Genomic DNA, 25799 nt, shown 5'->3' on the forward strand with positions numbered 1-25799 from the left:
TGACCGGGCGCGACAGAATCTCTTCCGCTGCTTTCGCCGACAGGAGTCAACCCCACGTGATTAAGTCATTCTTTGCCGCACTCTCGTTTATCAGCCGTCTGCCGGTCCCGGCGCGGTTATCTCAGGGCCTGGAGATCGAACAGTACCAGCGCAGTATCGTCACCTTCCCGCTGGTCGGTTTATTGCTCGGCGCCATCGCCGGCGCGGTGGTGTACCTCCTGCAGCCGTGGTGCGGCGTCCCGCTGGCGGCGCTGTTCGGCGTGCTGGCGCTGGCGCTGCTCACCGGCGGATTTCACCTTGACGGGCTGGCCGATACCTGCGACGGCATCTTCTCCGCCCGCACCCGCGATCGAATGCTGGAGATCATGCGCGACAGCCGGCTGGGTACCCACGGCGGGCTGGCGCTGATTTTTGTGCTGGTGGCGAAGGTGCTGGTGGTCGGCGAACTGCTACTGCGCGATGTCAACCCCATCGCGGCGTTGGCGGCGGCCTGCGCCGTCGGTCGCGGAATGGCGGTGCTGCTGATGTATCGCCATCGCTATGCGCGGGAAAAAGGGCTGGGCAATCTGTTTATTGGCAAAATTAGCCTGCAGCAGACGCTGGTGACGATGGCGCTGGCGATCGCGCTGGCCACCGCCCTGCTGGGGCTGCAGGGGCTGCGCGCCGCGCTGATTGCCCTGGTGCTGATCTGGGGTCTGGGGTGGGCGCTGAAGCGAACCCTCGGCGGACAGACCGGGGATACCCTCGGAGCGGCGATCGAGCTGGGTGAATTACTCTTTTTACTGGCGCTACTGTAAGGCCTGGCATCAACGGTGAGGAACAGAATGGAAACACTTTCGGCGTTACTGGCTGCCATTCCGCAGCCCGATGTGACGGGCATGGCGCGCGCGCAGCAGCATATTGATGGCCTGTTAAAGCCGCCCGGCAGCCTTGGCCGTCTGGAGAGCCTGGCGGTACAGCTGGCCGGTCTGCCGGGGCTGCAGGGGCAGCTGGCGCTGACTGAAAAAGCCATCGTGGTCATGTGCGCCGACCACGGCGTCTGGCATGAAGGCGTGACCCCTTCCCCGCAGGCGGTGACGGCCATTCATGCCGGCAATATGGTGCGGGGCAATACCGGCGTCTGCGTGCTGGCGGCGCAGGCTGGCGTGAGAGTGGAGGTGGTGGATGTCGGCATCGACGCCGAGCCGCTGCCGGGCCTGATCAACCTCAAGGTGGCCCGCGGCAGCGGGAATATCGCCCGGACGGCGGCGATGAGCCGTCAGCAGGCGGAGACGGTGCTGCTGGCCAGCATGCGTTTCGCCCGCCAGCTCGCCGCCGACGGGGTGAACGTCTTTGGCGTGGGGGAGCTGGGGATGGCCAATACCACCCCGGCCGCTGCGACGATCAGCGTCCTGACCGGCAGCGACCCCGACGCGGTGGTGGGCTGCGGGGCCAATCTGCCGCTGGCGCAGCGGGGCCATAAGGTGGCGGTGGTGCGCCAGGCGATCGCTCATAACCAGCCGAACCCGGCGGACGGGCTGGACGTGCTGGCGAAGGTGGGCGGTTTTGATCTGGTGGGTATGACCGGGGTGATCCTCGGCGCGGCCTCCTGCGGCCTGCCGGTGGTGCTGGATGGCTTCCTCTCCTACGCTTCGGCTCTGGCGGCCTGCCGCATGGCCCCGGCGGCGCACCCGTATCTTATCCCTTCGCACCTGTCGGCGGAGAAAGGGGCGCGGATCGCCCTCGACGCGCTGGGTCTGCGCCCGTATCTCGATATGGACATGCGCCTGGGGGAGGGCAGCGGCGCCGCGCTGGCCATGCACCTGCTGGATGCCGCCAGCGCGATGTACCACCAGATGGGGACCCTGGCGCAGAGCAACATTGTGCTGCCCGACAGCGCGCCAGCGTCCTGATGATAAAGCGCATCGTCTCGAGGAAGGGGGACGGTGCGCCGGGTTTACAGCGCCTGCTGCCAGACCGCCTGCGGCAGCAGGTAAACCTGCGCCGGGGCGCGCATACCGTCGCTGACAATATGGCCGATACCGCTGGCCATCACCGCCAGGGTGACGTCAAAGGCGTTAAGGCTGTCGCCGAAGCCGGCGGTCAGGTTGAGCATCGAGCCATTGGCCATCAGGTAGACGGTTTTGTCAGCCATGCGGTAGGCGTTGATATACGGCATCACCTCTTCCTGAGGGTACTGGCGCAGGTACTCGCCGTCGATCTCTTCCGCCACGTGGCCGACGTTAAGGATAAACACGCCCGCTTTCGCCCGGTCCAGCGCCTGGCGATTAACCACGTTTTTACCGCCTGTCGCGGTGGCTACCACGTCCGCCGAGGCGATAGCCTCCTGGAGATCGACCACGTGCCAGCCGTCATAGGCCGCCTGCAGCCGACGGGCAGGATCGATCTCCGCCACCATCACCTGGCCGCCAAAGGCTTTTGCCGCCGCCGCGACGCCCTGGCCAACCAGGCCGTAGCCGATCACCAGCACTTTTTTCTCATGCAGGGTGAGATGAGTGGTCTGGAAGAAGGTGTGCCAGGCGGTGAGTCCGACCATATGGCGGTTATGCAGCCCCTCTTTGACCGGCAGATCGTCCCAGTTAAAGATCGGATAGCCGGGCTGAATATCCCCCAGCCGATTGACGCCGGAGCCGGTGGCTTCCAGACCCGCCACGATGTTGCCGAACTCGCCGCGCTGGTGGAGGAGGGTAGTGATATCGGCCCCCATTTCGCACAGGTGAGTGGGCTGCCAGGCGATCGCTTTTTCCCACGACTGTTGCCAGTCGGCATCGCTCATATTGCGCCAGGCGCAGGCCTCGGCGCCGCGCTCCACCAGCCAGGCCACCACGTCGTCCTGCACGGTGGTGGGGTTACAGGTGGTTAAAAAGACCTGAGCGCCCTTGTCGAGGATCCCCTGCACCAGCGGGATCATTTTCATGTCGAGGTGCATACAGCAGGCAAGGCGGACGCCGCTGAGGTCGGGCAGGGCGGCGACCTGACGCAGGGTACGCGGCATATTCTGGCTGGCCCATGCCACTTCTTTCGCTAAAGAGATTTTATTATTCACTGGGTTATGACCTTCAGTTCGCAAAAGGGGTATCCCCCTGACAGAAAAGGGATTCTATCAGCCCGGGCGAGAATTCACAGCCCTGCGCCGCCCGGAAATCGCCGCCCGCGCGATCCCCTGCTAAATACAGGGTTGTTAATGTAAGGTTAAAAAAAGAAAATAAAATATAAGTAACTCCTATGATCTGAGCGATAAAGCGATGTTGAGTGTTATTCCCGCAGGCCTGTTTTCACGGCTGCGGATTTTCCTTGGGCGGCTGAAGCCGCACGCGCTGCCGGTGGCTCGTCGGCATATTGTGCTGGGCTCCATCGGCGCCGGTACCGGGCTGGCGGTGACCAGCATGTTCAGCCACTGGCTGCTCGGCGAAGTCAACCTGTGGTTTATTGCCCCCATGGGCGCATCGGCGGTACTCCTGTTTGGCGTGCCGAGCAGTCCGCTGGCGCAGCCGTGGTCGATTGTCGGCGGCAATGTGCTGTCGGCGCTGATCGGCGTCACGGTGGGTATGCTGGTGCCCGACCCGGCGCTGGCCTGCGGGCTGGCGGCGGCGCTGGCCATCGCCGGGATGTATTTTCTGCGCTGCCTGCATCCTCCCGGCGGCGCGGTGGCCCTGACGGCGATCCTCGGCGGCGCCGGGGTACACAGCGAAGGCTATCACTTTGTGCTGACGCCGGTGCTGCTCAACTCGCTGATGCTGGCGCTGCTGGCCATCGTGTTTAACAATCTGGTTGGCCGCCGCTACCCCCATCCGCTGGCGGCGGAGGAGGTCAAATCCCGTGCGCTGCCGCTGGGCATTTCGGTTACCCGGGAAGATATTCACGCCGCCCTGCTGGAAGGCCAGTTCCTCGACATTGACGAAGACGATGTCCAGGAACTGCTGGAAAATATCGAACAGCAGGCGCGCCAGCGCATCGCGGCGGCTGGCCGCCGCTGACAGCGCCCTCCCGGCCGCGGGTTAGAGATCGCCGGTTAGATACTGCGCGACCCCGCGGCCAAAACTCCAGTCGCCTTTCTGGTTGCTGATAATCGACACCATCACATCATCGCCGCTCAGGCCGCAGTGCTCCGCCAGCTCCTCCTGCAGAATGGCGAAGAAACGCTGCTTCTGCGCGTCGCTGCGCGGGCTGGTATAGACCCGCACCACCACCTGATCCCGCGTGCGGGTCAATCCGAGGCCGGTATCTTCAATCACCATATGATGGGCTTTGTTTTCGTGAACAATCTGGTAGCGGTCGCGTTCCGGTACCTCGAAGGCGCGCAGCACGGCGCGATGAGCGGCATCCAGCAGGGTTCTGATCTCCTGTTCCGTACGGCCTTCAATCAGGTCAAATGTCAGTAATGGCATGCAGGTGGTCCTTATCGTTAGGGAATAATCGCTGTCTGATATGGATGCTAGCCGATGCCGTCGCGGGCAAAAACCGCTATAGTTGAATACATTGTTTTTACTGGTGAACAATCAATATGAGCGAGAGTCGTCCGGAGAGTTACTGGGCCCATCTCTACTGGCTGACGGTGCTGGAAGAGCAGAAAAGCTATACCCGGGCCGCGGAAAAGCTGGGGATCAGCAAGTCGGCCATCAGCCAGAAAATCAGCGAGCTGGAGCGGGTGACCGGTAAAACGCTGGTCCATCGCACCACCCGCAGCGTCAGCCTCAGCGACGACGGGCTGCGGCTGGTGGCGGAGCTCAGTGAGCCGTTTGGCCAGCTGCGGGATATTTTCACCGGCGCCTGCGATGAGGGCGGGCCGCTGCGGGGGACGTTGCGCCTGACCGCGCCGGTGGCCTTTTCCCGTCAGCAGCTGGTGCCGGCGATCGCGCCCTTTTTACATCAACATCCCCAGCTGCATCTGCAGCTGGAGGTGACCGACCGGCTGGTCTCTCTCGGCAGCGAAGGGTTCGACCTCGCCATCCGCCACTGTCGGCGCGAGGCGCTTCCGGACACCCACGTCGCCTGGCCGCTGTGCCACACGGCCACGCTGATCGTCGCATCCGCCGACTATATTCGCCGCCATGGCCGCCCGGAGACGCCCGACGATCTGCGTCAACACCAGTGCCTGACCTATCCCCGTGGGCCCCAGCGCCCGCACTGGACGTTCGCCTCCCGCCAGACGCCCGATGAGCGGGTGACCATCAACGTACAGGGGCCGTTCGCCACCAACAACAGCGAGTCGCTGCGCGATGCGGTGCTGGCGGGGTTGGGGGTGGCGCTGCTGCCGGATTTTAGCGCCCGGGAGGCTATCGGCCGCGGGCTGGTGCAGGAGCTGCTGCCGGCGTGGCAGCCGGTGGAGGTGTTCGCCGATCGGCTGTACGTCATCCGGCCCTATACTCCGCGGGTGTCGCGCGCGGTGGAGACCTTTAGCCGCTACCTGAAAGCGACCTTCAGCGAGCCGCGTCCAGCTCCCGGGCCAGCGCCTCGCTGAAGCGGGGGAGCAGATGGCGCTCGCCGGGAAGCAACTGCGCCAGGGTGACGGTTTTGTCGGCGCGGTAGACCCGCCCGCTGCCGAGCTGCGCTTCGAAGGCGTTCGCCGCCTGATGCGCCGCGCTAAGGTCGGCGTCAATAAGGATCACCGCGTGGGCCAGCACCACATGGCCGCCGCTCGCCGTCTGCGGCCGCCAGTACTGGGCGGTACCGACAATCTTGCGCGCCTCCTCTCCCTCTCCGCAGGCGAGGTTATACCGGCCATCGCAAAAGGAACCGCTCACCGCCCGGGCGTGGCTGGCAACGCCGAAGCGCGCGAGGGTGCGCTGCAGCACAGCGCACAGCGAGTGATAGATGGGTTCGGCGGCCTCGCCGAGCGGCTGCTGCACCGGCCAGGCGAGGCTGAGGTTGATAATCCCCGGCCCCTGGGGCACCAGACCGCCCCCAGAGCGGCGGAGCCATACCGGCCAGCCCCGCGCGGCAAAATGCGCGCTGACCGCCGGCAGGTCCGCAAACTGACGATAGCTCCCCGGCACCACGAATCCCTGCGGCGCCTGCCAGAGCTGGGCGACGGCCTCGCCGGCGCCGGCTTTGGCAAACAGCGGTTGTTCCGCCTGGGTGGGGTCCTCGCAAAACTGCAGCGCCAGCGAGGCGGGGGTAAAGCGGCGTGGCCAGCAGTCGGCCAGGGGCAACAGAGACATGCGTTCTCCTTACCGGAGGGCGCGGGTCGCGCCCTCCGAAGGCTGGTCAGTCGACAGTATGCTTTTTCATCAGCAGCGCGGTGAGCGCTGACAGCAGGCAACCCGCGGTCAGATAGAGGGCCACGCTGTGCCAGGAGCCCCCGGAGAAGGTGACCAGCGCCGCGGCGATAAAGGGCGTAAAGCCGCCGCCGACCACGCTCGCCACCTGGTAGCCGACGCCGGCGCCGCTGTAGCGATAGCTGGCGCCGAACAGCTCGGTAAACATCGGCTGCTGGACGCAGACCACCATATCATGGGCGATATTGGCCAGCATCAGGGCGAAGAACAGGATCCAGAAAACGGACTGACTCTCCAGCGCCATAAAGAACGGAAAACCGCTCAGCGTGCCGATCAGCGCCCCGGTAATATAGATCCGCCGACGGCCAAAGCGGTCTGCCAGCCAGGCGAAGCAGGGGATAGTCAGACAGCTGAGGCCGCCCACCAGCAGGCCGATGTTGAGGAACAGCTCGCGCGGCAGGCCGAGGTTTTGCGTCGAGTAGTTGAGGGCGAAGGCGGTGACGATGTACATGGTCAGCAGTTCGCACAACCGCAGGGCAATAATCAGTAAAAACGCCCCGGGATGGCGAAGCAGGGCTTCCACCACCGGCAGTCGCTTTTTCACCTGCGGCGCGTTGGCCTGGCTCTGCTGGGCTTCAAACTCCTGCGATTCGGCCATACCGTTACGGATCCACAGCGCAATCAGAACCAGCGCCACGCTGAACAGGAAGGGTAAGCGCCAGCCCCAGCTGAGGAACTGCTCGTCGGTGGTCAGGCTGCTGATCAGCGATACCAGCCCGGTGGAGAGCAGCAGGCCGACGCCGTAGCCCACCTGCACCCCGCTGCTGTAAAAGGCTTTTTTTCCCTTCGGCGCGTTCTCCACCGAGAGCAGCGCCGCGCCGCCCCATTCGCCGCCGACGGCAAAGCCCTGAACCGCCCGCAGGAACACCAGCAGCACCGGCGCCCACCAGCCGATCTGGCTGAATGAGGGGAGCAGGCCGATGCAGGCGGTGGCGATACCCATCATCCAGACGGTCATCATCAGCATCCGCTTGCGCCCGAGACGGTCGCCGAAGTGGCCAAAGATAATCCCGCCCAGCGGGCGAAAAAGAAACCCGACGCCGAAGGTGGCAAACGCGGCAAGGGTGCCCATCGCCGGGCTGATTTGCGGGAAAAATTCGCGGTTGAACACCAGCGCGGCGGTAATGCCATAGAGAAGAAAATCGTACCAGTCGACCACGGCGCCGGCAAAGCTGCCCCATGCCGCCCGCCGGGCCCGATGGAGCGAATCCGGCGCCTCGCCGGGCTGCACGCTTATTGTTGAATCCATACCCTGTCCTGTCAGTCACGTAATTCGTTGTTATTGGAATGAGACGCTTTTCGCGTAGCGTCTGCACTGAGACTACCGCGCAGCGGCCGTGGAGGAAAGTAGTTTGCCTGCTAAGCGGCGAGCTGGTGCAAAAATAAGCGACCGGAAAGGCGGGCGAAATCACACCCTTTACTCAACATTCTGGCAATTTGCCAGCAAGCTTATACTTTTAATTAAATCAACGGATAACAAAGAGGAGCACCTTTTAAGAATTGACGTAAATGGTTTACACTTAACATGTCTCCTTCTCTGGAATGGTGAGTTAAATGCGTCTACTTCTTGCAGTTTTATTTTGTTCTGTCATGTTGCCTTCTGCTTATGCTGAAAAACTGCCTGCGCCGACAGGAAAACCTGTACTGACCATTTCCGGCAAAATCGGAAATACGAACGTCGGTGACAAGGCGGTTTTTGATCTCGCGATGCTGGAAAAGCTGGGCATGAAGACGGTGGAAACCACCACCCCCTGGTATACCGGCAAGGTCCGTTTTGACGGCATTCCCCTTAATAAACTCATGGATTTAGTCGGCGCTAAAGGTCAATCCGTCCGCGTGCTGGCGCTCAACGACTACACCACCATTATCCCGATGGACGATTTTTATAAATTCCCGGTCATTATGGCGTTAAAAATGAACGGCCAATATATGCGCGTTCGGGATAAAGGCCCGTTATTTATCGTCTACCCTTACGACAGCAGCGCTGAATTACAGAACCAGATCTATTATTCCCGATCGGCCTGGCAAGTTTCTAAGATTATAATAGAGTAAGGGTCGGATCTTGAATCGAATACTCACGGCTATTATTTTGTCGTTGTTTATTGTGACTGGATATATTACTTATCTGGTGCATGAGCGACAAAGTGAGTTGCAAAAATTTACCCGCTATACGGACTCGTGGTCAATGTCGCAGATGGTATCGGAATATATGCGACTGGAGTCTCGTCTGGCGGGAATGGCGATTGGGGCCGAAGGGGCGGACCACGATGAGGTGCGCCTGCGCCTCGAGATCATGATGAGCCAGATCGAACTCCTGCAGGAGGGCGATCTGGGTCGCTTTATTAATAAAAGCGAACAGCGGAAGGCGGTGGTCGCCACGCTGATCCGCAATCTCCATTTGCTTGATAAACAAGTTGATACCATGACGCCGGCGCAGGTTAAAGCGATCCTGCCGGTGTTAAGCGAGCTGGATGGTCCCCTGACCTCAATGGCGGCCGCCACGCTGACGCAAGATATTAATATCGTTAATATCACCCATGATAAAATTCAGCATCTCTATTATATCTACTCGGTGATCTCCATTCTGCTGATCGCCATGTGTATTTCCCTCGGGCTGCTGATGCTGCGGCAGAATAATAACCTGCGGCGCGCCCACGTTCGTATGAAAACCCTGGCCAACGATCTGCAGGCCTCGAAAGAGAAGCTGCAGGTGCAGAACCGTCGACTGCAGTACGATGCCTACCATGATTCGCTGACCGGTATGCCAAACCGTCTCTCTTTCTGGCAGCGTCTGCAGGAGATCGTCAATCAGGTGCGCCCCTATAATGGCTGCGCCGTGGTGATGCTTTTCGACCTCGACAGCTTTAAGGATGTAAACGATACCCTCGGGCATGACGCCGGCGATAAGTTGCTGCAGGATCTGGCCAGCCGCCTCTCTTTTTTCCGTAAAACCTCAGAGACGCTGTATCGTCTCGGCGGCGATGAGTTCGCGATGCTCTCTTACGATCTGACCGAAGAGATGGCGCTCGAGCGGGCCAATGTTATCCGGGAGAAGATCAGCCAGCCCTATCAGATCTACGATGCGCAGATTAATATCGACGCCTGCATCGGGATCGTGATCTCTGATGGCGAAAGCCGGACCGATTATCTGTACAAGTGCGCCGACCTCGCCCTGTATGAGGCGAAAAAAGAGGGCAGCGGCCATGTGCAAATCTTCCGGCCCGGAATGCTGCAGCGTCTGCAGGAGAATAAATCGTTTGAAGACGATCTGCTGCAGGCCCTGGCCCATGACGAATTCAAAGTCTACTACCAGCCGATCGCCGATACCGTTACGCGCGAAATCTACGGTTATGAAGCGCTGGTTCGCTGGTTCCATCCGGTGCGCGGCGCCGTGCCGCCGACGGTGTTTATCCCGGTGGCAGAGAAAATCGGCCTTATCAATGCCCTCGGCGAGTGGGTGCTGAAAACCGCCTGTGCCGAAGCGGCCAGCTGGGCGACGCCGCTCAAGGTCTCGGTCAACGTTTCACCGATTCAGCTGATGAACACCTCGCTGACCGACACCATTATCAGCGTATTGCAGCAGACTGGCCTCGACCCGCGACGGCTGGATCTGGAGATCACCGAGTCGGATGTGTTCAATGAGAACACCCGTTCGCTGGAAATTCTCAGCCAGCTGCGCGAGCAGGGCATTCAAATCTCCATCGATGACTTTGGTACCGGCTATTCTTCGTTGTCGCGTTTAAGCTACTTCCCGTTCGATAAAATCAAAATCGACCGCTCGTTTGTTATCAATATTCCGGAGCAAAAAGACGATCTGGATATCGTGCGCCTGATTATCAGCATGGGAAAGAGCCTGCATATGCGCATTGTGGCTGAAGGTGTGGAGACCGAAGAGCAGTTGGCCTCGCTGCAGGCGCTGGGCTGCGACCTGGTGCAGGGCTATTTAATCGGCAAACCGAGTCCGCTGCGCTAAATGAAATATGAAGGCCCTTAAAGATATTATTCTGGGCGATTTCAGCAAGCTGAAATCGCCTTTTTTATTTTCCCTTAGCGCTAATCCCAGAGGGGTATAAAAAGGAGTAGAGATAAAATTCGCCAGGAAAATAATATCCTTCACCTTTGAAAGAGGTATATGATATGCATCATATAGGCTATTTCTGACCGTATCCTTTGCGACGGTAAAGTGAGGCGCAATCATGCAGCGAATTATTATTCCCACCCATTACGTTCATACCCGCAGCACGCCGCTGTGGACTAAGGAGACCGCTCCGGCCTCTATCTGGCGCCGCCATCTGGACGCTGGCACCCGCCAGGGGGTCTATCCCCGGCTGTCGGTGATGCAGGGGGCGATCCGCTATCTCGGCTATGCCGATGAAACCAGCCCCGAGCCGATTGAAACGCTGACCATTGAAGCCGGCCAGTTTGGCGTTTTTCCGCCGGAAAAATGGCACTGCATTGAGGCCCTCTCGGAGGACACGGTATTTAATGTCGACTTCTATGTTGATCCGAAAACTCTCATCGAGGGATAAAATTATGAACAGTGAAAATAAAGGTTATACCTTAGCGGTAGAGAATGGCCGGCTTCAGCGGAAACAAGAAAAAATATTCCTCAAACCGATGGTCTTGTATATTCCGCAGCAGGCGGTAGAGGCCGTTAATGGGCTGCTGAGCGCTCTGCCGGACGACAATTTAGAGGGGGAGTTTGTGCTGACGGTCACCAATAACAATATCGGCGTCTCGGTCGATAAAAGCTTTTCCTCGCTGGCGGCGCTGCGCGACCCGCTTACCGCGGCCGATGCGGTGAAGGAGCTGATCAATATCGTCCGCGGCTATGAGTCCGACGAAGAGACCAACGTTTGCGGCTGGTAAGGCCGCTATCCCGCTGCCGGCTGGCCGCTGTCGACCAGGGCCATCTGACCCACCAGCCACTCCCGCAGCGCGATAATATCCGCCCGCTGCGCTGCCGCTTCGGTGGTGACCAGATAGTAGCTGGCGCCCGGCAATGCGCCGCTGAATGGCGCGGATAACACTCCGCGCTGCAGCAGATCCCGCGCCAGCAGTTCGCTGGCGATCACCGCCCCCTGGCCGGCCACCGCCGCCTGCAGGGCATGGGTTTCATCGCTAAAGGTTAACCCCGCGTCAATATTCAGCGTCGGCGGTCCATAGCGGCGACGCCAGTTCTCCCAGCTCGGCGAATCGGCCGGTACGTGCCGGTTGGCGACGTGAAACAGCGTCACCTGCGCCAGATCGTCAGGCCGGCTGAGGGCCAGCGTCGGGCTGGCGACCACGATAAAGCGATCCTTATGCAGCAGGGTACAGCACAGATCCGGCTCGGGCGTTTCGCGATAGCGAATCGCGGCGTCCACCGTGCCCAGATGCAGATCCACCCGTTCGACGCTGGTATGCAGACGCAGGTCGATAGCCGGAAAGCGGGCGGTGAAGTCCGCCAGCCGTGGCACCAGCCAGTGGGTGAGAAAATTGGAGGTGGTGGTGACGGTTAAGGATGGCGGCTGGCGGGCCTGGGCTATCTGGACGACGGCCTGCTCCAGGGCGCTGAAGGCGCGCTGGGTAGCGGCGTAGAGGATCTCGCCATCGGCGGTCAGGCTGACGCCCTGCGCGCTGCGTTCACAGACCCGGCACTCCAGGACCGATTCCAGCAGTTTAATCTGATGGCTGACCGCCGTCGCGCTGACGCCGAGCGCTCCGGCGGCCAGTTTAAAACTACGCTGGCGGGCGACGGCGTGAAAGGCGCGCAGGGCGCCCAGCGGCGGCAGGCGGGGGGTTCTCATGGCTGAGTTTTTCTCATCTATGGCTGAAAACTATGCGTTTGTGTGTCCCTGTATAGTGGCGATAGGCTACGGGCATGTAAAGACGATGACATGAGTTATTTTCATGCCGTTTAATGTGTCAGGAGCTGAATATGCACGTTTTACACCACCATGCCGCCACGGACGCGGCGGGAACCATCGACCCGCGCGGTCGCGCCATCGCCCTCAGCGTAGTCTTCGCCGCCGGGGCCTTGCTGTTCATCATGGCCCCCGTTATCGGGGCGAGCGGCACGCTGGGTCTGCTGGCGCTCCTGATCGCGGCCTTCGGCGCCGGATGGGGATTCGCGCGCGCGCAGCCCTGGCTCTATCGGGCGCCCCTGACGGCGACGCGCTGGGCCTTCCTGGTGTCGGCGGCCGGCTGGCTGCTGGCGCTGGTGGCCTGGTATGGCGGCCAGGCCTGGCCGGCGCTGCTCCCCGGCGTGATGTACGGCAGCGCGGGGGCGGCTGTCGCCTGGCGCGTTGCCGCGGGACGGGCGGCACTGTCGGGTCGCCGCGTCAGCGGCGCCACGGCGCTGAGCGTGGCTGTCGCTATCGCGGCGACGCTGCTGACCTGGCACACCGCCGGGGCAGGACGCGGCGGCGTGAACTTTGCCTTCGCCGTGCTGCTGGACTGGGCGCTGCTCGGCGCGCTGATTGTGCGGATCCGCCAGCAGGAGAGTGCGGCGTAACCGCCGCCGCTTGCCGGGTTCAGGCGAGCCGATCAAGCGAAACGGGATAAGTCGTCCGGCGGGGTGATAAATTTCTTCTACACTGTTACTGGCATCACATTCCTGCGCGGCTGGCATCTCCGCCGGCCGCCGTCGGCATTCAGTCCAGGCACGGGCCTGCAGGCTGGTTATCCTGAAAGAGGAGTCTGTAACATGGCATTTGTCACCACCCAAGACGGCGTCAATATTTACTTCAAAGACTGGGGTCCAAAGGAAGCTCAGCCGATTGTTTTTCATCACGGCTGGCCGTTAAGCGCCGACGACTGGGATAACCAGATGTTGTTTTTCCTTGCCGAAGGCTTTCGGGTCATCGCCATCGACCGCCGGGGCCATGGCCGCTCCGATCAGGTCAGCGAGGGGCATGATATGGACCATTATGCGGCAGACGTCTCGGCGGTAGTGGAGCATCTGGATCTGCACAATGCGGTCCACGTCGGGCACTCCACCGGCGGCGGCCAGGTCGCCCGCTACGTGGCCCGCTACGGCCAGCCGCAGGGGCGGGTGGCGAAGGCGGTGCTCATCAGCGCCGTTCCGCCGCTGATGGTCAAAACCGAACAGAATCCTGGCGGCACGCCGATCGAGGTGTTTGACGGTTTCCGCAAAGCGCTGGCGGCTAACCGCGCCCAGTTCTATCTCGACGTCGCCTCTGGCCCGTTCTATGGCTTTAATCGTGACGGAGCGGAGGTGTCGCAGGGGACGATCCAGAACTGGTGGCGACAGGGGATGATCGGCAGCGCCAAAGCCCATTATGAAGGTATTAAGGCGTTTTCAGAAACGGACCAGACCGAAGATCTTAAGTCGATTACGCTGCCGGTGCTGGTCATGCAGGGCGATGACGATCAGGTGGTTCCCTATAAAAATGCCGCTATCCTGCAGGACCAGCTGCTGCCCAACAGCCAGCTGATCGTTTACCCTGGCTTCCCGCACGGGATGCACACTTCCCACGCCGATACCATCAACGCCGATCTGTTGGCGTTTATCCGCGCCTGATCTTCCCTTTCGCCGGGCGGAATGCCGCAATGGCCTTCCGCCAACGCCCCGGCCGCCCGTCGCCGGGGCGCGCCGGTTGACGAGCAGGGGAAATCTGCTTAACTCATGGGATACCTGACGACTATTTTCCCCCTGGCAGGATAAAACGCCGGGTTTCCCGCGGGAAGCCCGGTGGAATTCTGCGCAAGAGACAAGAGAGAGACAATGAAATTAGCCGGACTTCATCCCGACGAGCAGCGTCGCCTGCAATCGCTTCGCTCTTCCGGGCTGTTGAATAGCGGAAAAGAAGAACGCTTTGATCGCCTGACCAGGCTTGCCCGTTCGCTGTATAACCTGCCGGTGGCGTCCATCAGCCTGGTAGGGGAAGATCTGCTGCATATCAAATCCTGTGCCGGTCTGGATGTGGACACGGTGCCGAGAGATATTTCATTTTGCGCCCATACCATTTTGCAAACCGACCCGCTTATCGTGAACGACATGCAGCAGGACGAGCGTTTTCACGACAACCCGCTGGTGATCCAGGCGCCGTTTATCCGCTTTTACGCCGGGTACCCGGTGCAGCTGCCGGATGGCGCGACGGTGGGGTCTTTTTGCCTGATGGACCATCAGCCGCGTTCGTTTTCCGCGCATGAAATGCAGATCTTAAGCGATCTGGCGGCGATCGTGGAGGATGAGTTCAAGGTGCTGGATGCGGCAACCTCTGATGAGCTGACGGGACTGTTTAACCGCCGGGGATTCCTCACCCTGGCCGAGTATGCCCTGCTGACGGCCCAGCGCCGTCATGAGCCGGTCAGCCTGGCGTTTGTCGACCTCGATCGCTTTAAGCACATCAACGATACCTGGGGGCATGAAGAGGGCGATCGCGCGCTGATCGCCATCGCCGATTTGATGAAAGCCGCCTTCCGTGAATCCGATATCCTCGCCAGGCAGGGGGGCGATGAGTTTATTATTCTGTTCGCCAATACCAGCCGCCACGATGCCGCGGCGGCGATGGAGACGCTCAGCCACAACGTGGCGCGTTTCAACCAGCAGGCGGCTCACCCCTGGCAGCTGGCGTTCTCCTGGGGCTGCGTGGAGTACGATCCCGCCAGCCACCCCAGTCTCAACGCGCTGGTGGCCACTGCCGACCGCCTGATGTATCAGGCGAAGCAGAAACAGGGGCGCGAGCGCCGTTAATCCTTTGCGGCGGCGGCATTCAGCAGGTACTCCTGCGCCTGCTGCCGCTTCTGCGCATAGTCACCGAGCAGCGCCTGCTGCGATTTCCCCGCGTTGTCATAAAACAGGCCGCCCTGATCGGCGATAAAGTCATAATGCTGTTCCAGCTGGCCTATCACCCAGTCGATACGTTGCAGGGTGAGCAAGGTGCAGGACTGGCCATGCAGGTCGTCTTCAATATCCAGCACGTGTGAGCGGAAGGCCTCCAGGGCAAACAACCGGCTCAGCGCGGCAGGGTCCGCCAGCGCCGTCTCCCAGCGCGCCGTTATCTGCTGAAAATGAGCCTGCACCTGCGGAGATGCCCGCCGGGCGCGAAGCCAGACCAGCTTGCGCCGGTAGCTTTCGACCGCCAGCCGCTTCATCTCGCGATACTGCGCCAGCTGCTGTTCGGCATCGGGCACCCGGGTCATCAGCCAGCTAAAAAAGAAGCGGGTCTCAAAGCGCTCGACAAAGTGAAACAGGGGATCGGCCAGACCGTTGCTGTTGAATTCTCTCAGCGGGTCGAAGGGATACATATAGCCAAAATCGAACAGCCACAGCTGCTCCTCCCGGTCCACCAGCAGGTTCCCGCTACAGAGATCCCACTCCATCAGCCCCTGCTCCTCACAGGCTTCCAGCGTGGTGAACAGCTGAGCGATCAGCGGCGGGGTCAGCTGGTGAATCGGCTCGCCATCGATCCAGGGGGAGAGGAGGATGCCGAGGCGATAATCGGCATACAGCGTCGGGACGATGTGGGTGAAGCGCGGCGCGGTATTTGGGTCATCCTTCAGCCGTTGCAACGCCTGCCGGCGCTGTACCTCGTTTAAAAACGACAGCTGGCCGTTAAGGTTGGCAACGCCGGCGACGGCGCGTCGTTTCTTTAAATTGTACTCCTTGCCGGCGATGCGCAGCCGGTAAACCTCGCCGGTCAGCCCCGAACCGTATACCTGCACCACATAGGGTGAATCCGCAGCCAGCGCGGCGAGGGTCTCCGGCGGCAGTGGACAGTGATTGACGTCGCCGACGATAAGAGGTTCTCCGCTGCGATCGAACGCCTGCTGCTGCTGTTGTCTGAGGTTCATGGCGCCTCCTTATCAGAAATGGGACAGAGTGATTTATCCACGCTATCTCACCCGCAAGCGTCAGCAAAATCATCCTACCGCCGGGCGCTTTTTCAGGCTGAGCGGTGGCGCGTTCATGGAGGATAGCTGGGGCGTAGGGCGGCGGCCCTGACGCCGTTGTCAATGAGGTGTTTACCAGGCTGGGTGCGATTCAGAGTTAACGCCAGAGACGCAAGAAAGCAAAAAGCCTGCTCGAAAGCAGGCTTTTTAAATTTGGCTCCTCTGACTGGACTCGAACCAGTGACATACGGATTAACAGTCCGCCGTTCTACCGACTGAACTACAGAGGAATCGTGTGGAGTCGTATCTTAGCGGCGAAAAATCTTTTGTCAAACATCAATTCGCCCGTTCAGGTGCAACTGCCGCTTCTATCAACAATTTGTTGTCATTTCCGACAATGATTACGGAAAAATACTTTGCAGGATATCCATTTCTCGATCATCATTTGAAATGTTGTTTCAACATCTCTCACTAAGGTCTCTCTTGAACGTCACCTCCGCCGTACGCCAGGCCGTCGAACGGACATCCTGGTTTAAAAAACGTCAGCGTTATCGTGTGCTGTACTGGCGCGAAATCAGCCCTCTCGCTGTGCCCATTCTGCTGGAAAATGCATGTGTGCTGTTGATGGGGGTGTTGAGCACCTTCCTTGTCAGCTGGCTGGGCAAAGAGGCCATGGCCGGGGTGGGCCTGGCCGATAGCTTTAACATGGTGATCATGTCGTTTTTTGCCGCTATCGATCTGGGTACCACGGTGGTGGTGGCCTTTAGCCTCGGCAAGCGAGATCGGCGGCGGGCGAGAGCGGCCGCGCGCCAGTCGCTGGCCATTATGACCCTGTTTTCCATTGTGCTGGCGGGAGTGATCCACGCTTTTGGTCAGGAGATTATTAATTTTGTCGCCGGCGATGCCACCCCGCAGGTGAAGGACCTGGCGCTGACCTATCTCGAGTTGACGGTGCTGAGCTATCCGGCGGCGGCGATTGCGCTGATCGGCAGCGGGGCGCTGCGCGGCGCCGGGACCACCAAAATCCCGCTGTTGATCAACGGCGGGATGAACATCCTCAATATCCTAATCAGCAGCGTGCTCATCTATGGCCTCTTCTCCTGGCCGGGGCTGGGCTTTGTCGGCGCCGGTCTCGGGCTGACCATTGCCCGCTATATTGGCGCCATCGCCACTATCTGGGTGCTGATGGTGGGCCTCAATCCCGCGCTGCGGCTGTCGCTGAAGGGCTACTTCAAACCCTTTAACTTCGCCATTATCTGGGAGGTGATGGGGATCGGCATCCCGGCCAGTATCGAATCGGTTCTGTTCAATGGCGGTAAGCTGCTGACCCAGATGTTTGTCGCCGGGATGGGCACCAACGTTATCGCCGGCAATTTCATTGCTTTTTCGGTGGCCTCGCTGATTAACCTGCCGGGCAACGCCCTCGGCTCCGCCTCGACGATCATTACCGGCAAGCGGCTGGGGAAAGGGCAGATTGGCCAGGCGGAATTCCAGGCCTGGCATGTGTTCTGGCTGTCGACCATTATTCTGACGCTGATTGCCTGGGGCAGCGCCCCGTTTGCAGGCTTTATCGCCTCGTTCTATACCCATGAAGAAGACGTAAAAGAGGTGGTGAAGCAGCTGCTGTGGCTCAATGCCCTGTTTATGCCGATCTGGTCGCTGTCGTGGACTTTACCCTGCGCCTTCAAAGGCGCCCGTGACGTACGTTATACCATGTGGGTGTCGATGCTCGGCATGTGGGGCTGCCGGGTGGTGGCGGGCTATACGCTGGGTATCGTGCTGGGGATGGGGGTGATTGGCGTCTGGTTAGGGATGGTGCTCGACTGGGCAGTGCGCGGCGCGCTGTTTTACTTCCGCATGGTGAGCGGCCGCTGGCTGTGGAAGTACCCGCGGGTGAAGGCCTCAACGCCGGAAACCTGATCCGTTTGCCGGATAATCGCCATTTTTTGCGCAAAGTGAGGAATTATTCGGCAAACGATTCATTTTATTAAAAACAGGCTTTACAGCGTCCGGCGTCATCGTTAATATGCGCCCCGTTCACACGATTCCTCTGTAGTTCAGTCGGTAGAACGGCGGACTGTTAATCCGTATGTCACTGGTTCGAGTCCAGTCAGAGGAGCCAAATTCCTGTTTTCAGGCGTGCTTATAAGTTCCTATTCAATTAGGTTTCAATGAGTTAGCGTGAAAATCTTTCCCGATGCATATCTGATTTTCCCTCCGCATCCGGCGAAATTGGTGGTCTGATTTGGGGTCATTATCAGTTCGATAATGGAATGACCACCATATGTCCCTTTCCGACGCGAAAATCCGCACTATCAAGCCTTCTGATAAACCCTTTAAACTGACCGACTCTCAAGGTCTGTATCTGCTTGTCAATCCGGGCGGTTCACGCCTCTGGTATCTCAAATATCGCTTCAACCGAAAAGAATCCCGTATAGCATTAGGTGCCTATCCGCAGGTCTCGCTTTCTGACCCCCGTCAACAGCGCGACGGTATCCGTAAACTACTGGCGCAGAACATCAACCCAGCGCAACAACGTGTTGCCGAAAAAGCCGCCGCTTCACCGGAAAAATGCTTTGAAGCCGTGGCACTCGAGTGGCATAAGACCAACAAAAAGTGGTCGGCTGACTATGCAGAGCGCATCCTTGCCAGCATGAAAAATCATATCTTTCCGGCGATTGGTCATCTGCCCGTCACGATGTTAAAAACACAGCATTTCACGGCGTTGCTGAAAGTTATCGAGGACAAAGGCTTTCTTGAAGTCGCGTCCCGAACCCGGCAGCAACTCTGCAACATCATGCGTTACGCCGTTCAGCAGGGGCTGACTGAAAACAATCCGGCGCTGCATCTGGAAGGCGTCACCGCGCCGCCGGTTTAAAATCACTATCCCGCCCTGCCGCTGGAGCGGTTACCCGAATTGTTTGAGCGCATTGGTGATTATCAGCAGGGACGGCAGTTTACAAGGCTGGCGGTGGTGCTGACACTCCATCTGTTTATTCGCTCCTGTGAGCTGCGCTTCGCCCGCTGGAGCGAGATTGATTTCAGACACAAAATCTGGACCATTCCCGCCACACGGGAAACGATTGAGAAAGTTCGTTTCTCTGGCCGAGGCGCATAAATGCGTACTCCGCACATTGTGCCGCTTTCCCGACAGGCAATTGCTATTCTGAAGCAGATACAAGAGATTTCCGGCCATCTGGAACTGGTGTTCCCCGGCGCACAGGCCAATAGCCCTTGTTTTTTTATTGGGGCTGCGAACGATACCCGAGCGCCGGGGCGGCAGCCGTTGAGGTGTGGTGGGGCTTCGGTTGTGCTCTCTGAGCAACCGCCCGCTTGCGCGGGTTATCCCCCGGATCGTCCAGATCCTCCTCGGTATCGGTTCATGTTCTCCTTATGGGTTAAATGGCCTGAAAAGGCAGTGTCAGAATCCAGCCATGAGCTGGCGCAGTTGAGTTATCTGGTGCAAGTCGAAAGGACTGCGTGCGTCACTTTCTCGCGACTTTGCGGTTAAAGTGACTCACTGGTACTGGTGCAGCATCTGAAAATTTTTCGTCTGGTGCAGTTTTACGGTCACGCGGCAGCAAAGCCTTCGGCAATGCAGACCACTGCTCGTCATGAAGGAATTGACGCTCCGGTTCAGGGAGCGTCAGTGTTTACAGTACAAATCCGTAGTGAGAACCATCCGGCAGTTCAACATCAAGACGTAGCTTGCCGCCAGTCGCTTCAACGTAGCGTTTGAGAGTTGAAAGCTTCAGATCGCGCCCTGGTTTTTCCATTCCTGCAACGGTAGGTTGCCTGATGCCCAGCGCCTGTGCCATCTCCACCTGCGTTTTCTGTACTTTCTCACGCAGTTCGGCAAGGTGAATGTTGAGCAGTATGTCCGTCGCCATCGCCTGAGCTTCGGCCACGACTTCAGGTTTTTCATCCGCAATAAGCTGTTCCAGCGTTCTGCCCATCGCGTTACTCCTTCTCTTTTAATGTGTTCAGCCAGTTCGTGAATTCCCTGTCAGCAACAGGGAGCATCTCATCGTAAAAACGTTTTTCATTGCCGACCTTATTTCCGGCACAAAGCACAATGCCGGTACGGGTCGGGTCAAAAGCGAAAAACGCCCGTATCGGATCGCCCCGACTCTGAATACGTAGCTCTTTCATGTTGCTGTAGCGGGAACCTCTGACCGTATCGGCATAAGGTCTGGACAAACCTGGTCCCTTTTCCCGAAGGACCAGCAGTGCTGCAAGCACGCTGACCCTGTCGGTATCGTTGAGCGAGGCAAACCAGCGATCAAACGTATCCGTTGTTTTAATTGTCCACACGGGACCTCCCAATTAATATAGGTTAAATGCTATATAGATGTAAAGCTATAAAGTGGATTATGAAGTGATGGGATGAGGGATTCATGCGTCATTACTTCAAAGATGAAGACGCATTCGGGTATTTCAGTGAATAATATGCAAGACATTTACCGTTTTACGACCTGTACCGAAAAACCAGTTCAGGTATTAACGCAGTGTGAAGAGTGACCTTAACTGCAACGCAGTCCGACATTTTCAAAGGTATTGTCGGTAACGGGACGACCAGCCTGAAATCAGGCCGCTTCTTGCAGGTCATGGAAGCGTAAGGGCAGCCCGGAGGGCCATTCGTTGCATGGGGGAAATTATACGAATGTAACTGGCGCAGAAAGAGGAAACTGTTTTTGCCTGAAAAACATTTCCCGTTGATTTGATGCTGAGTTGCCGCGCGTCACTGGCGTTCTCTCGAACTCCCACCCGCAAGGGCAGGCAGAAGATCGGGAGGATCTGTTTACCTTATCGATACTCTGATTTACGGTCGCGCGATGGCCAGATGTCCTCAGGCGCAACATCTAACGCTTCAGCAATCAATCTTTCGCCTTTGGGGCAGTGGCGGGTAAGCGCATTAGCCAGCGTGGAGGACGCCAGCCCGGCATGACGGGAAACCGCCGCCAGCGACATTCCCCGCTTTTTCAGCGCCGCGATAATGTCGGCAGAATGCCAGTCCTGTCGCATCATGCGGCCACCTCGTCGATAAACTTCACGCCATTGGCAGTGCGGATCCAGCGCGGCGCTTTCATTTCCGCAGCGAAATAGTTGATCAGTTCATACAGCAAGCCGCTAATGTGTTTCTCCATTTCAGAGTAAAAGCCTTGCCCTGCCAGCATCTGCGTCAGGGAGAGACAGTAGCGACAAAGCTCTGTGCATTCAGGCTCGAAACGGGGGAAATTTGCAGGGAGGGTGTCAACGGTCAGGCTTTCAATAAGATGGTGCGGGACGGGTTCTAACAACGTGGGTTGTAACAGCGTCAGACAGGCATTGAGCTTGCCGCATAGCGCCATTTTCAGTGTGGGATCGTTGCTTTCAATCAGGGCTTCGGCGAAGGTTTGGCAGTGATCGGCCAGTACAGTGAAATCCGTGGCGGCATTAAAGGGAACAGCAAATAATGGATGTGTTTGGATTGGGGTAGTAGCCATAGTGGTAGCCTCCTGTAACGGGTTTAAAACCCACCACCAGAGGTTCCAATCTCATGGTGGTGGACTGAACGGGGTTGGAACTACCGGCGTTACAGGCAACCGGCGCACCTTACGGTGCCCCCGCCCAGCCCACCATTGAGGTATAGCCGAGCGCACGACATAAAAAAAGACGCGGGGCGCGTCGTATGTCGCCTGTAACATTCCTCAGGGTTCCAATCCCGGCACCTGATTTTGCAGGTACGGGTAAAAGATACCGCTTTCGGTCGAAAACGGCAAGCGAGATTGTGGGAAACGGATCGCAGAATACAAATAGTGATGGATAATCGTTTCCTGCCGTCAGTTGAGCTGGGATTGATCTGAAAGAAGCAGTAAAGTTGTCCATGAAAGAAGGAGTTTTCTACAAAAGTTTGTCAGGTGGGGTTAAACTTGCTAGTAATTGTATTAGCTCAGACCTGATCTGACAGTTGCTGGTTATTTATACAGATAACTGTCAGATCAGGTCTTTATTTTCCCTAAAATTAAATCATTATATTTTTCTTAATGATATTTTTCTCATAATCTATCAGATTGTTATTTTCATATAATCTATCATTCTTTATTAATTGAATAACTGATTCATCAGAAAGAGTATTTGGAATAAATTTAGAAATTTTATCAATTGCAGATTTTGGAATCCCATACTCAATTAAAATGTTCAAATGCTCTGGAATAAAATCATTTTCAATTATAGATGAATAATATAAATAGTTACCAGGAACTAGTCCATAAGTATTGCATATATAAAGTTGTAACTCATTCAGCACTGAAAGTAATTTAGGCAACTTATATTGAAACCAGTGTCTCAGGATATAAAATGAATCTTTAATAGATTCATCCAATAATTTACTTCTTTTATCTGGATTTAAATTCTTTGCTTGACTCAACTTATAATCATACATGCTTTTAACTAACTTGATTATATTTTGAGAAAGGCCATAATCAAAAGTAACTTTAGTCAATCTCTTTGAAGACATCTGATTATTTTTTTCATTTTCTTTTAATAGAAAATCCCAGCAGAGTTGCACACAAAACTCTAATTGATTGTATTTTGGTGTCGCATTCCATGAAAGCAAAGAATGAATATTATAAATATTTAATCTTAAATAATCTAAGAGCTTCTTCTGTCCTCTAATATTAATTGAGTTCTTTTTGAATAATAACATCTCCTCATAGGGCAATGAAGCTATGAAGTTGTATCCTTCCGAATTTTTATCCTGAACTTCATCGGCATCCAAATTTATTAAGATTTCTTCATTAATTGGATTTTGCTCAAAAAAAGGAATATCAATATAAACAGCCTCTTTTTTGGGAGGAGGATTAAAATTAAAGACATTCCCTGAATAATGCTGCATTAACCTACCCGCGCGCCCCTTTATATTTGAATAGTCAAAAAAATCGATATCTAAACTATCCCCTTTCTTATCATCAAAGTAAACTATATTTTTTGCACTAGTATTTACACCCTCAATAATCGTTGACGTACAAAATAAAACACTAATTAAACCATCATTAAAATAATCAATTACAGATGACGTTATATGCCGAGGCAAAGCTCCATCATGAAAGGCCACTCCTAATCTTAAAGACTCAATCAAAGACCATGACGTTGAAATATTTTCTCTATCCATTCAATTAATGGTAGATTATTAGATCTGTTCGTATTCTTATTTTCAGAAATAAAATTAGAATAATTTTTTGACAGTTTTCTTGCCTTAGCAGGAGACGCACAATAAATAATAGATTGTTCATTACTCCGTTCTACGAGCAGATCGAATAGTACTTTCTCTTTGAATTTCGCCTTGTTACCTAGATTTCCAAATAAGCCATCATAGCTCTCATAAACATTAAAACTATTACACCTAACAAGACTATATTGGCTTTCATAAAAGACAGCATTATATTTATCTGAAAAACCAGGTGTTATTCCATCTATATTAGGCCCCAGGAAATAAAACCTTGGAGTGCCTCTTTTAAATATCTTGATAAATGCATTATTTAAAGATTGATGTCTTTCATCATCTCGCTTCGAACTAAATTTATAGAATTCATCGACAATAAGAAAATCTATTTCAGGAAACTCCTCATACTCATTGACTCTCTCAGATGTTAATAGAAATATATTTCCTTTTTCTGAGGAACTATATGCTTGATTAGTCCGTATAATTAACTTATAGTTATCAAGATATCTGGAAAGTTTTTTCCTGGTTTCATCCAGCAAAGCAAGCGTTGGCTGAATAATCAATATATTTTTATATTTCATCGAAGCCACGATTTCTTCAATCAATAGACTTTTGCCAAAACTTGTTGGTGCACTTGCTATAACATTTTTATCTGAATTAATAAGATCAAGTAAATATTTCTGTTCATCGTGAAAAATCTTACCTTCAATATTTAATGATCGATTATTCTCAAATCTAATTTTTTGTGCAGAAGAAGATAAATGTAAATTTTCTTTCAAAAGATAGGGATAAAAACCAGCAGACTCAATTAAGTCTGCTAATATATGATCTAACTCGCGAGAATAATCATTTCTATTTTCAATAAGTTGAATAAGTAAATCTCTACCAACTGCCTCATTCATTATGAGTTGGTGAGCACATTTCTGATAAGTTTCAAATGTATAGTCAAAAATGTCTTTACATTCAACACCATTATTTTCATCCATAATATCACCCACCAATTTGCTGAATTAAAGATAGTTTTTGATGAAGTTTTTTTACTAACTCGATTTTATTATTGACAGGAAATAACATAAGAATAATATTTAGATGACTTTTTAAAGGATGTGTATAATTATCGTCAAAATGTTTTTTTAACATTAATATTTTATTCTTATAGTATTCTGAAAACTCAATGGAAGTTTCATCATCAAATTTAGTAAAAGTATCACAACTATACGTACACAATAGTGGTATATTTATATTATTAAGTTTATCAGATAGTTTTCCACCTGATGATAATGTTTTAATCCAGTATTCTTGCTCAGGGGTGTTTTGTGTATGACGTATTTTCTTAGATATGAGATTCAATTCTGAGTTGAAATAATCTGACTTAAAATGCTCCTCAACATCTTTTATTAATTCATTTATACCTTTTTTCGGGTCAATATACAATTTTGATTCACCCAACCAAAGTGTCTTATTCAGTGGGTCAATATGTACTGCATCAAAACCATGCACAGTATGTCCAACCGAATCTTTAAAATAAATTTTAGATAATAATGGAACCGTATTGTGGAAATCTCTTAATATAAGATGAAGTATAAGCTCACCGAATTCACCACGTCGAAGATATTTATCAGCAATATCGTCAGTTAAAGCACCAGAATTTAAATAAAGATCTTTGACTTTTTGGTATTCATCAATTTTATAAATTGATCGAGATGCATCTATCAGCTTTGACAATGTTTCAGTATTATCTGTCTGCGTCCCTTCATGAAACCCATAAGCAAACTCATGTAATGCAGATAATATCTTCATTACTAAGGGATCTAAGCGATAAAATGATACGCCACTATCATTTATATCAAAACCGACCAAATAACTACACAGATCCGCCCCTTTAACTCTTTCTTCTATCACTTCATGTGCTTTAAATGGTCCCATGCTCTATCCAGCAATTGCAAATAAAAAATTAAAAATCAATAAGATATCTCATTTCCTACGATGCCTAAACATCTAAACTCTATTGAAGATGTACCTCCAAAAGAATCTATACAATGATTCATTAACTTATTGAATATTATAACCAAAAGTTAAACCAACCAATACTGTGTATTTTTACAGCAGCATAATGAGAGCCAGAGTATCTACCACTTGTAGTATCAGATATTTGATGTTGTAGGGAACGTAGAAATAGCCAACGATAGTGTAGTAGCAATTATTGCTAATTTACCTCAACACCAAAATTGGTTATCCAATAAATATTTCATTAAAAATGGTGGTCACTCTGGTGGTCTTGACAACCAAGAATTTTTATTTTATCTTACCAATCAGCCAGTTAATGGCAAAGGCGATCCCAGTCAGAGGAGCCAAATTTAAAAAAGCCTGCTTTCGAGCAGGCTTTTTGCTTTTCTGTGGCTTTGTTGAATAAATCAGATTGCGGGTAAGTCTCCCCCGTAGCGGGTTGTGTTTTCAGGCAATACGCACGCTTTCAG

26 protein-coding genes, 2 tRNA genes and 1 pseudogene are annotated in these 25799 nt (G+C 54.8%); 14 read left to right on the plus strand and 15 right to left on the minus strand.

The genetic code is table 11. The features are described from left to right. Positions 1-56 precede the first annotated feature (56 nt). Both cobS and cobT read left to right on the plus strand, forming a co-directional pair. Positions 57-797 (plus strand): adenosylcobinamide-GDP ribazoletransferase, encoded by a 741-nt coding sequence (gene cobS / locus ABLV54_RS17800; protein ID WP_248860775.1) that lies wholly within the window; start codon positions 57-59, stop codon positions 795-797. A gap of 27 nt (positions 798-824) precedes the next feature. Continuing rightward, positions 825-1892, plus strand: a complete 1068-nt coding sequence (cobT, locus tag ABLV54_RS17805; protein WP_044524049.1) for a nicotinate-nucleotide--dimethylbenzimidazole phosphoribosyltransferase — start codon at positions 825-827, stop codon at positions 1890-1892. Positions 1893-1936: 44 nt separating this feature from the next. Here the strand turns inward: cobT and ABLV54_RS17810 are convergent, their stop codons facing one another. Next, positions 1937-3046, minus strand: a complete 1110-nt coding sequence (locus ABLV54_RS17810) for an adenosylhomocysteinase (protein WP_004203536.1) — start codon at positions 3044-3046, stop codon at positions 1937-1939. Between the two features lie 199 nt (positions 3047-3245). On the opposite strand from ABLV54_RS17810, the gene ABLV54_RS17815 reads away from it, so the two are divergent. Next, positions 3246-3977 carry an HPP family protein gene (locus ABLV54_RS17815; protein ID WP_049013771.1) on the plus strand — a complete coding sequence of 244 codons (732 nt, stop codon included), beginning with the start codon at positions 3246-3248 and terminating at the stop codon, positions 3975-3977. Between the two features lie 21 nt (positions 3978-3998). Here ABLV54_RS17815 and ABLV54_RS17820 read toward each other — a convergent pair whose 3' ends face one another. Then, positions 3999-4388 (minus strand): tautomerase family protein, encoded by a 390-nt coding sequence (locus tag ABLV54_RS17820; protein WP_023290327.1) that lies wholly within the window; start codon positions 4386-4388, stop codon positions 3999-4001. A gap of 116 nt (positions 4389-4504) precedes the next feature. Between ABLV54_RS17820 and ABLV54_RS17825 the strand changes: the two genes are divergently transcribed. Further along, the gene (locus ABLV54_RS17825; protein WP_048336048.1) at positions 4505-5461 is read left to right on the plus strand and encodes a LysR family transcriptional regulator; all 957 of its coding nucleotides are present in this window, start codon (positions 4505-4507) and stop codon (positions 5459-5461) included. Here ABLV54_RS17825 and ABLV54_RS17830 read toward each other — a convergent pair. Further along, positions 5421-6161 (minus strand): lipoate-protein ligase A, encoded by a 741-nt coding sequence (locus ABLV54_RS17830; RefSeq protein WP_107112719.1) that lies wholly within the window; start codon positions 6159-6161, stop codon positions 5421-5423. The genes ABLV54_RS17825 and ABLV54_RS17830 overlap by 41 nt on opposite strands. Positions 6162-6207: 46 nt before the next feature. Further along, positions 6208-7527, minus strand: coding sequence for a shikimate transporter (gene shiA, locus ABLV54_RS17835; RefSeq protein ID WP_023290324.1), 1320 nt, complete (start codon positions 7525-7527; stop codon positions 6208-6210). Between the two features lie 341 nt (positions 7528-7868). Between shiA and ABLV54_RS17840 the strand changes: the two genes are divergently transcribed. Together ABLV54_RS17840 and ABLV54_RS17845 are read left to right on the plus strand one after the other, a co-directional pair. Next, on the plus strand, positions 7869-8330 hold the full coding sequence (locus tag ABLV54_RS17840) for a molybdopterin-dependent oxidoreductase (protein ID WP_023290323.1): 462 nt from the start codon (positions 7869-7871) through the stop codon (positions 8328-8330). 10 nt (positions 8331-8340) lie between these two features. Next, the gene (locus ABLV54_RS17845) at positions 8341-10251 is read left to right on the plus strand and encodes an EAL domain-containing protein (protein WP_032428929.1); all 1911 of its coding nucleotides are present in this window, start codon (positions 8341-8343) and stop codon (positions 10249-10251) included. On the opposite strand, the gene ABLV54_RS17850 is transcribed toward ABLV54_RS17845, so the two are convergent. After that, a complete protein-coding gene (locus ABLV54_RS17850) occupies positions 10222-10476 on the minus strand; it encodes a hypothetical protein (RefSeq protein ID WP_312018420.1) in 255 nt (84 codons plus the stop codon). The two genes, ABLV54_RS17845 and ABLV54_RS17850, sit on opposite strands and share 30 nt — an antisense overlap. Here ABLV54_RS17850 and ABLV54_RS17855 point away from each other — a divergent pair. Both ABLV54_RS17855 and ABLV54_RS17860 read left to right on the plus strand, forming a co-directional pair. Continuing rightward, a complete protein-coding gene (locus tag ABLV54_RS17855; protein WP_248860776.1) occupies positions 10475-10807 on the plus strand; it encodes a DUF1971 domain-containing protein in 333 nt (110 codons plus the stop codon). The two genes, ABLV54_RS17850 and ABLV54_RS17855, sit on opposite strands and share 2 nt — an antisense overlap. A 4-nt stretch (positions 10808-10811) precedes the next feature. Beyond that, positions 10812-11147: a DUF1869 domain-containing protein gene (locus ABLV54_RS17860; protein ID WP_248860777.1), complete on the plus strand. Its 336-nt coding sequence runs from the start codon at positions 10812-10814 to the stop codon at positions 11145-11147. A gap of 5 nt (positions 11148-11152) precedes the next feature. Here ABLV54_RS17860 and ABLV54_RS17865 read toward each other — a convergent pair whose 3' ends face one another. Further along, entirely contained in the window at positions 11153-12067 is a 915-nt protein-coding gene (locus ABLV54_RS17865; RefSeq protein ID WP_048297841.1) for a LysR substrate-binding domain-containing protein, read from the minus strand. Between the two features lie 131 nt (positions 12068-12198). Between ABLV54_RS17865 and ABLV54_RS17870 the strand changes: the two genes are divergently transcribed. From ABLV54_RS17870 to ABLV54_RS17880, 3 genes are all read left to right on the plus strand, one after another. Further along, positions 12199-12774 carry a hypothetical protein gene (locus ABLV54_RS17870; protein WP_248860778.1) on the plus strand — a complete coding sequence of 192 codons (576 nt, stop codon included), beginning with the start codon at positions 12199-12201 and terminating at the stop codon, positions 12772-12774. 192 nt (positions 12775-12966) lie between these two features. Continuing rightward, positions 12967-13803 (plus strand): alpha/beta hydrolase, encoded by an 837-nt coding sequence (locus tag ABLV54_RS17875; protein ID WP_023290318.1) that lies wholly within the window; start codon positions 12967-12969, stop codon positions 13801-13803. Positions 13804-14007: 204 nt separating this feature from the next. Next, on the plus strand, positions 14008-14979 hold the full coding sequence (locus ABLV54_RS17880) for a sensor domain-containing diguanylate cyclase (RefSeq protein ID WP_023290317.1): 972 nt from the start codon (positions 14008-14010) through the stop codon (positions 14977-14979). On the opposite strand, the gene ABLV54_RS17885 is transcribed toward ABLV54_RS17880, so the two are convergent. Beyond that, positions 14976-16079, minus strand: a complete 1104-nt coding sequence (locus ABLV54_RS17885) for an AarF/UbiB family protein (protein WP_023290316.1) — start codon at positions 16077-16079, stop codon at positions 14976-14978. The two genes, ABLV54_RS17880 and ABLV54_RS17885, sit on opposite strands and share 4 nt — an antisense overlap. A gap of 253 nt (positions 16080-16332) precedes the next feature. Then, positions 16333-16408: transfer RNA gene (locus tag ABLV54_RS17890), tRNA-Asn, on the minus strand. 193 nt (positions 16409-16601) lie between these two features. Between ABLV54_RS17890 and ABLV54_RS17895 the strand changes: the two genes are divergently transcribed. From ABLV54_RS17895 to ABLV54_RS17905, 3 genes and pseudogenes are all read left to right on the plus strand, one after another. Continuing rightward, positions 16602-18038: an EmmdR/YeeO family multidrug/toxin efflux MATE transporter gene (locus tag ABLV54_RS17895; RefSeq protein WP_032456343.1), complete on the plus strand. Its 1437-nt coding sequence runs from the start codon at positions 16602-16604 to the stop codon at positions 18036-18038. Between the two features lie 126 nt (positions 18039-18164). After that, positions 18165-18240: transfer RNA gene (locus tag ABLV54_RS17900), tRNA-Asn, on the plus strand. Positions 18241-18402: 162 nt separating this feature from the next. Further along, positions 18403-19335: pseudogene (locus ABLV54_RS17905) on the plus strand (integrase arm-type DNA-binding domain-containing protein); the annotation flags it as partial. A gap of 436 nt (positions 19336-19771) precedes the next feature. On the opposite strand, the gene ABLV54_RS17910 reads toward ABLV54_RS17905, so the two are convergent. From ABLV54_RS17910 to ABLV54_RS17940, 7 genes are all read right to left on the minus strand, one after another. Next, positions 19772-20074: a helix-turn-helix domain-containing protein gene (locus ABLV54_RS17910; RefSeq protein WP_000533827.1), complete on the minus strand. Its 303-nt coding sequence runs from the start codon at positions 20072-20074 to the stop codon at positions 19772-19774. A 4-nt stretch (positions 20075-20078) separates the two neighbouring features. After that, a complete protein-coding gene (locus ABLV54_RS17915) occupies positions 20079-20432 on the minus strand; it encodes a type II toxin-antitoxin system RelE/ParE family toxin (protein WP_072420727.1) in 354 nt (117 codons plus the stop codon). Between the two features lie 492 nt (positions 20433-20924). Continuing rightward, positions 20925-21146: a helix-turn-helix transcriptional regulator gene (locus ABLV54_RS17920; RefSeq protein WP_123822917.1), complete on the minus strand. Its 222-nt coding sequence runs from the start codon at positions 21144-21146 to the stop codon at positions 20925-20927. Next, complete coding sequence (locus ABLV54_RS17925) at positions 21143-21604, minus strand: hypothetical protein (RefSeq protein ID WP_123822918.1); 462 nt, start codon at positions 21602-21604, stop codon at positions 21143-21145. The genes ABLV54_RS17920 and ABLV54_RS17925 overlap by 4 nt, the downstream gene beginning before the upstream one ends. Positions 21605-22122: 518 nt before the next feature. Continuing rightward, the gene (locus ABLV54_RS17930) at positions 22123-23271 is read right to left on the minus strand and encodes a helicase-related protein (protein WP_248860779.1); all 1149 of its coding nucleotides are present in this window, start codon (positions 23269-23271) and stop codon (positions 22123-22125) included. Further along, positions 23235-24308 (minus strand): DEAD/DEAH box helicase, encoded by a 1074-nt coding sequence (locus tag ABLV54_RS17935; protein ID WP_248860780.1) that lies wholly within the window; start codon positions 24306-24308, stop codon positions 23235-23237. The genes ABLV54_RS17930 and ABLV54_RS17935 overlap by 37 nt, the downstream gene beginning before the upstream one ends. Positions 24309-24312: 4 nt before the next feature. Next, entirely contained in the window at positions 24313-25248 is a 936-nt protein-coding gene (locus ABLV54_RS17940) for a DUF1837 domain-containing protein (protein ID WP_123822920.1), read from the minus strand. Positions 25249-25799: the final 551 nt, after the last annotated feature.

Origin of the sequence: Klebsiella sp. JB_Kp042 (assembly GCF_040065275.1) — a bacterium.
Taxonomy (GTDB): domain Bacteria; phylum Pseudomonadota; class Gammaproteobacteria; order Enterobacterales; family Enterobacteriaceae; genus Klebsiella; species Klebsiella quasipneumoniae.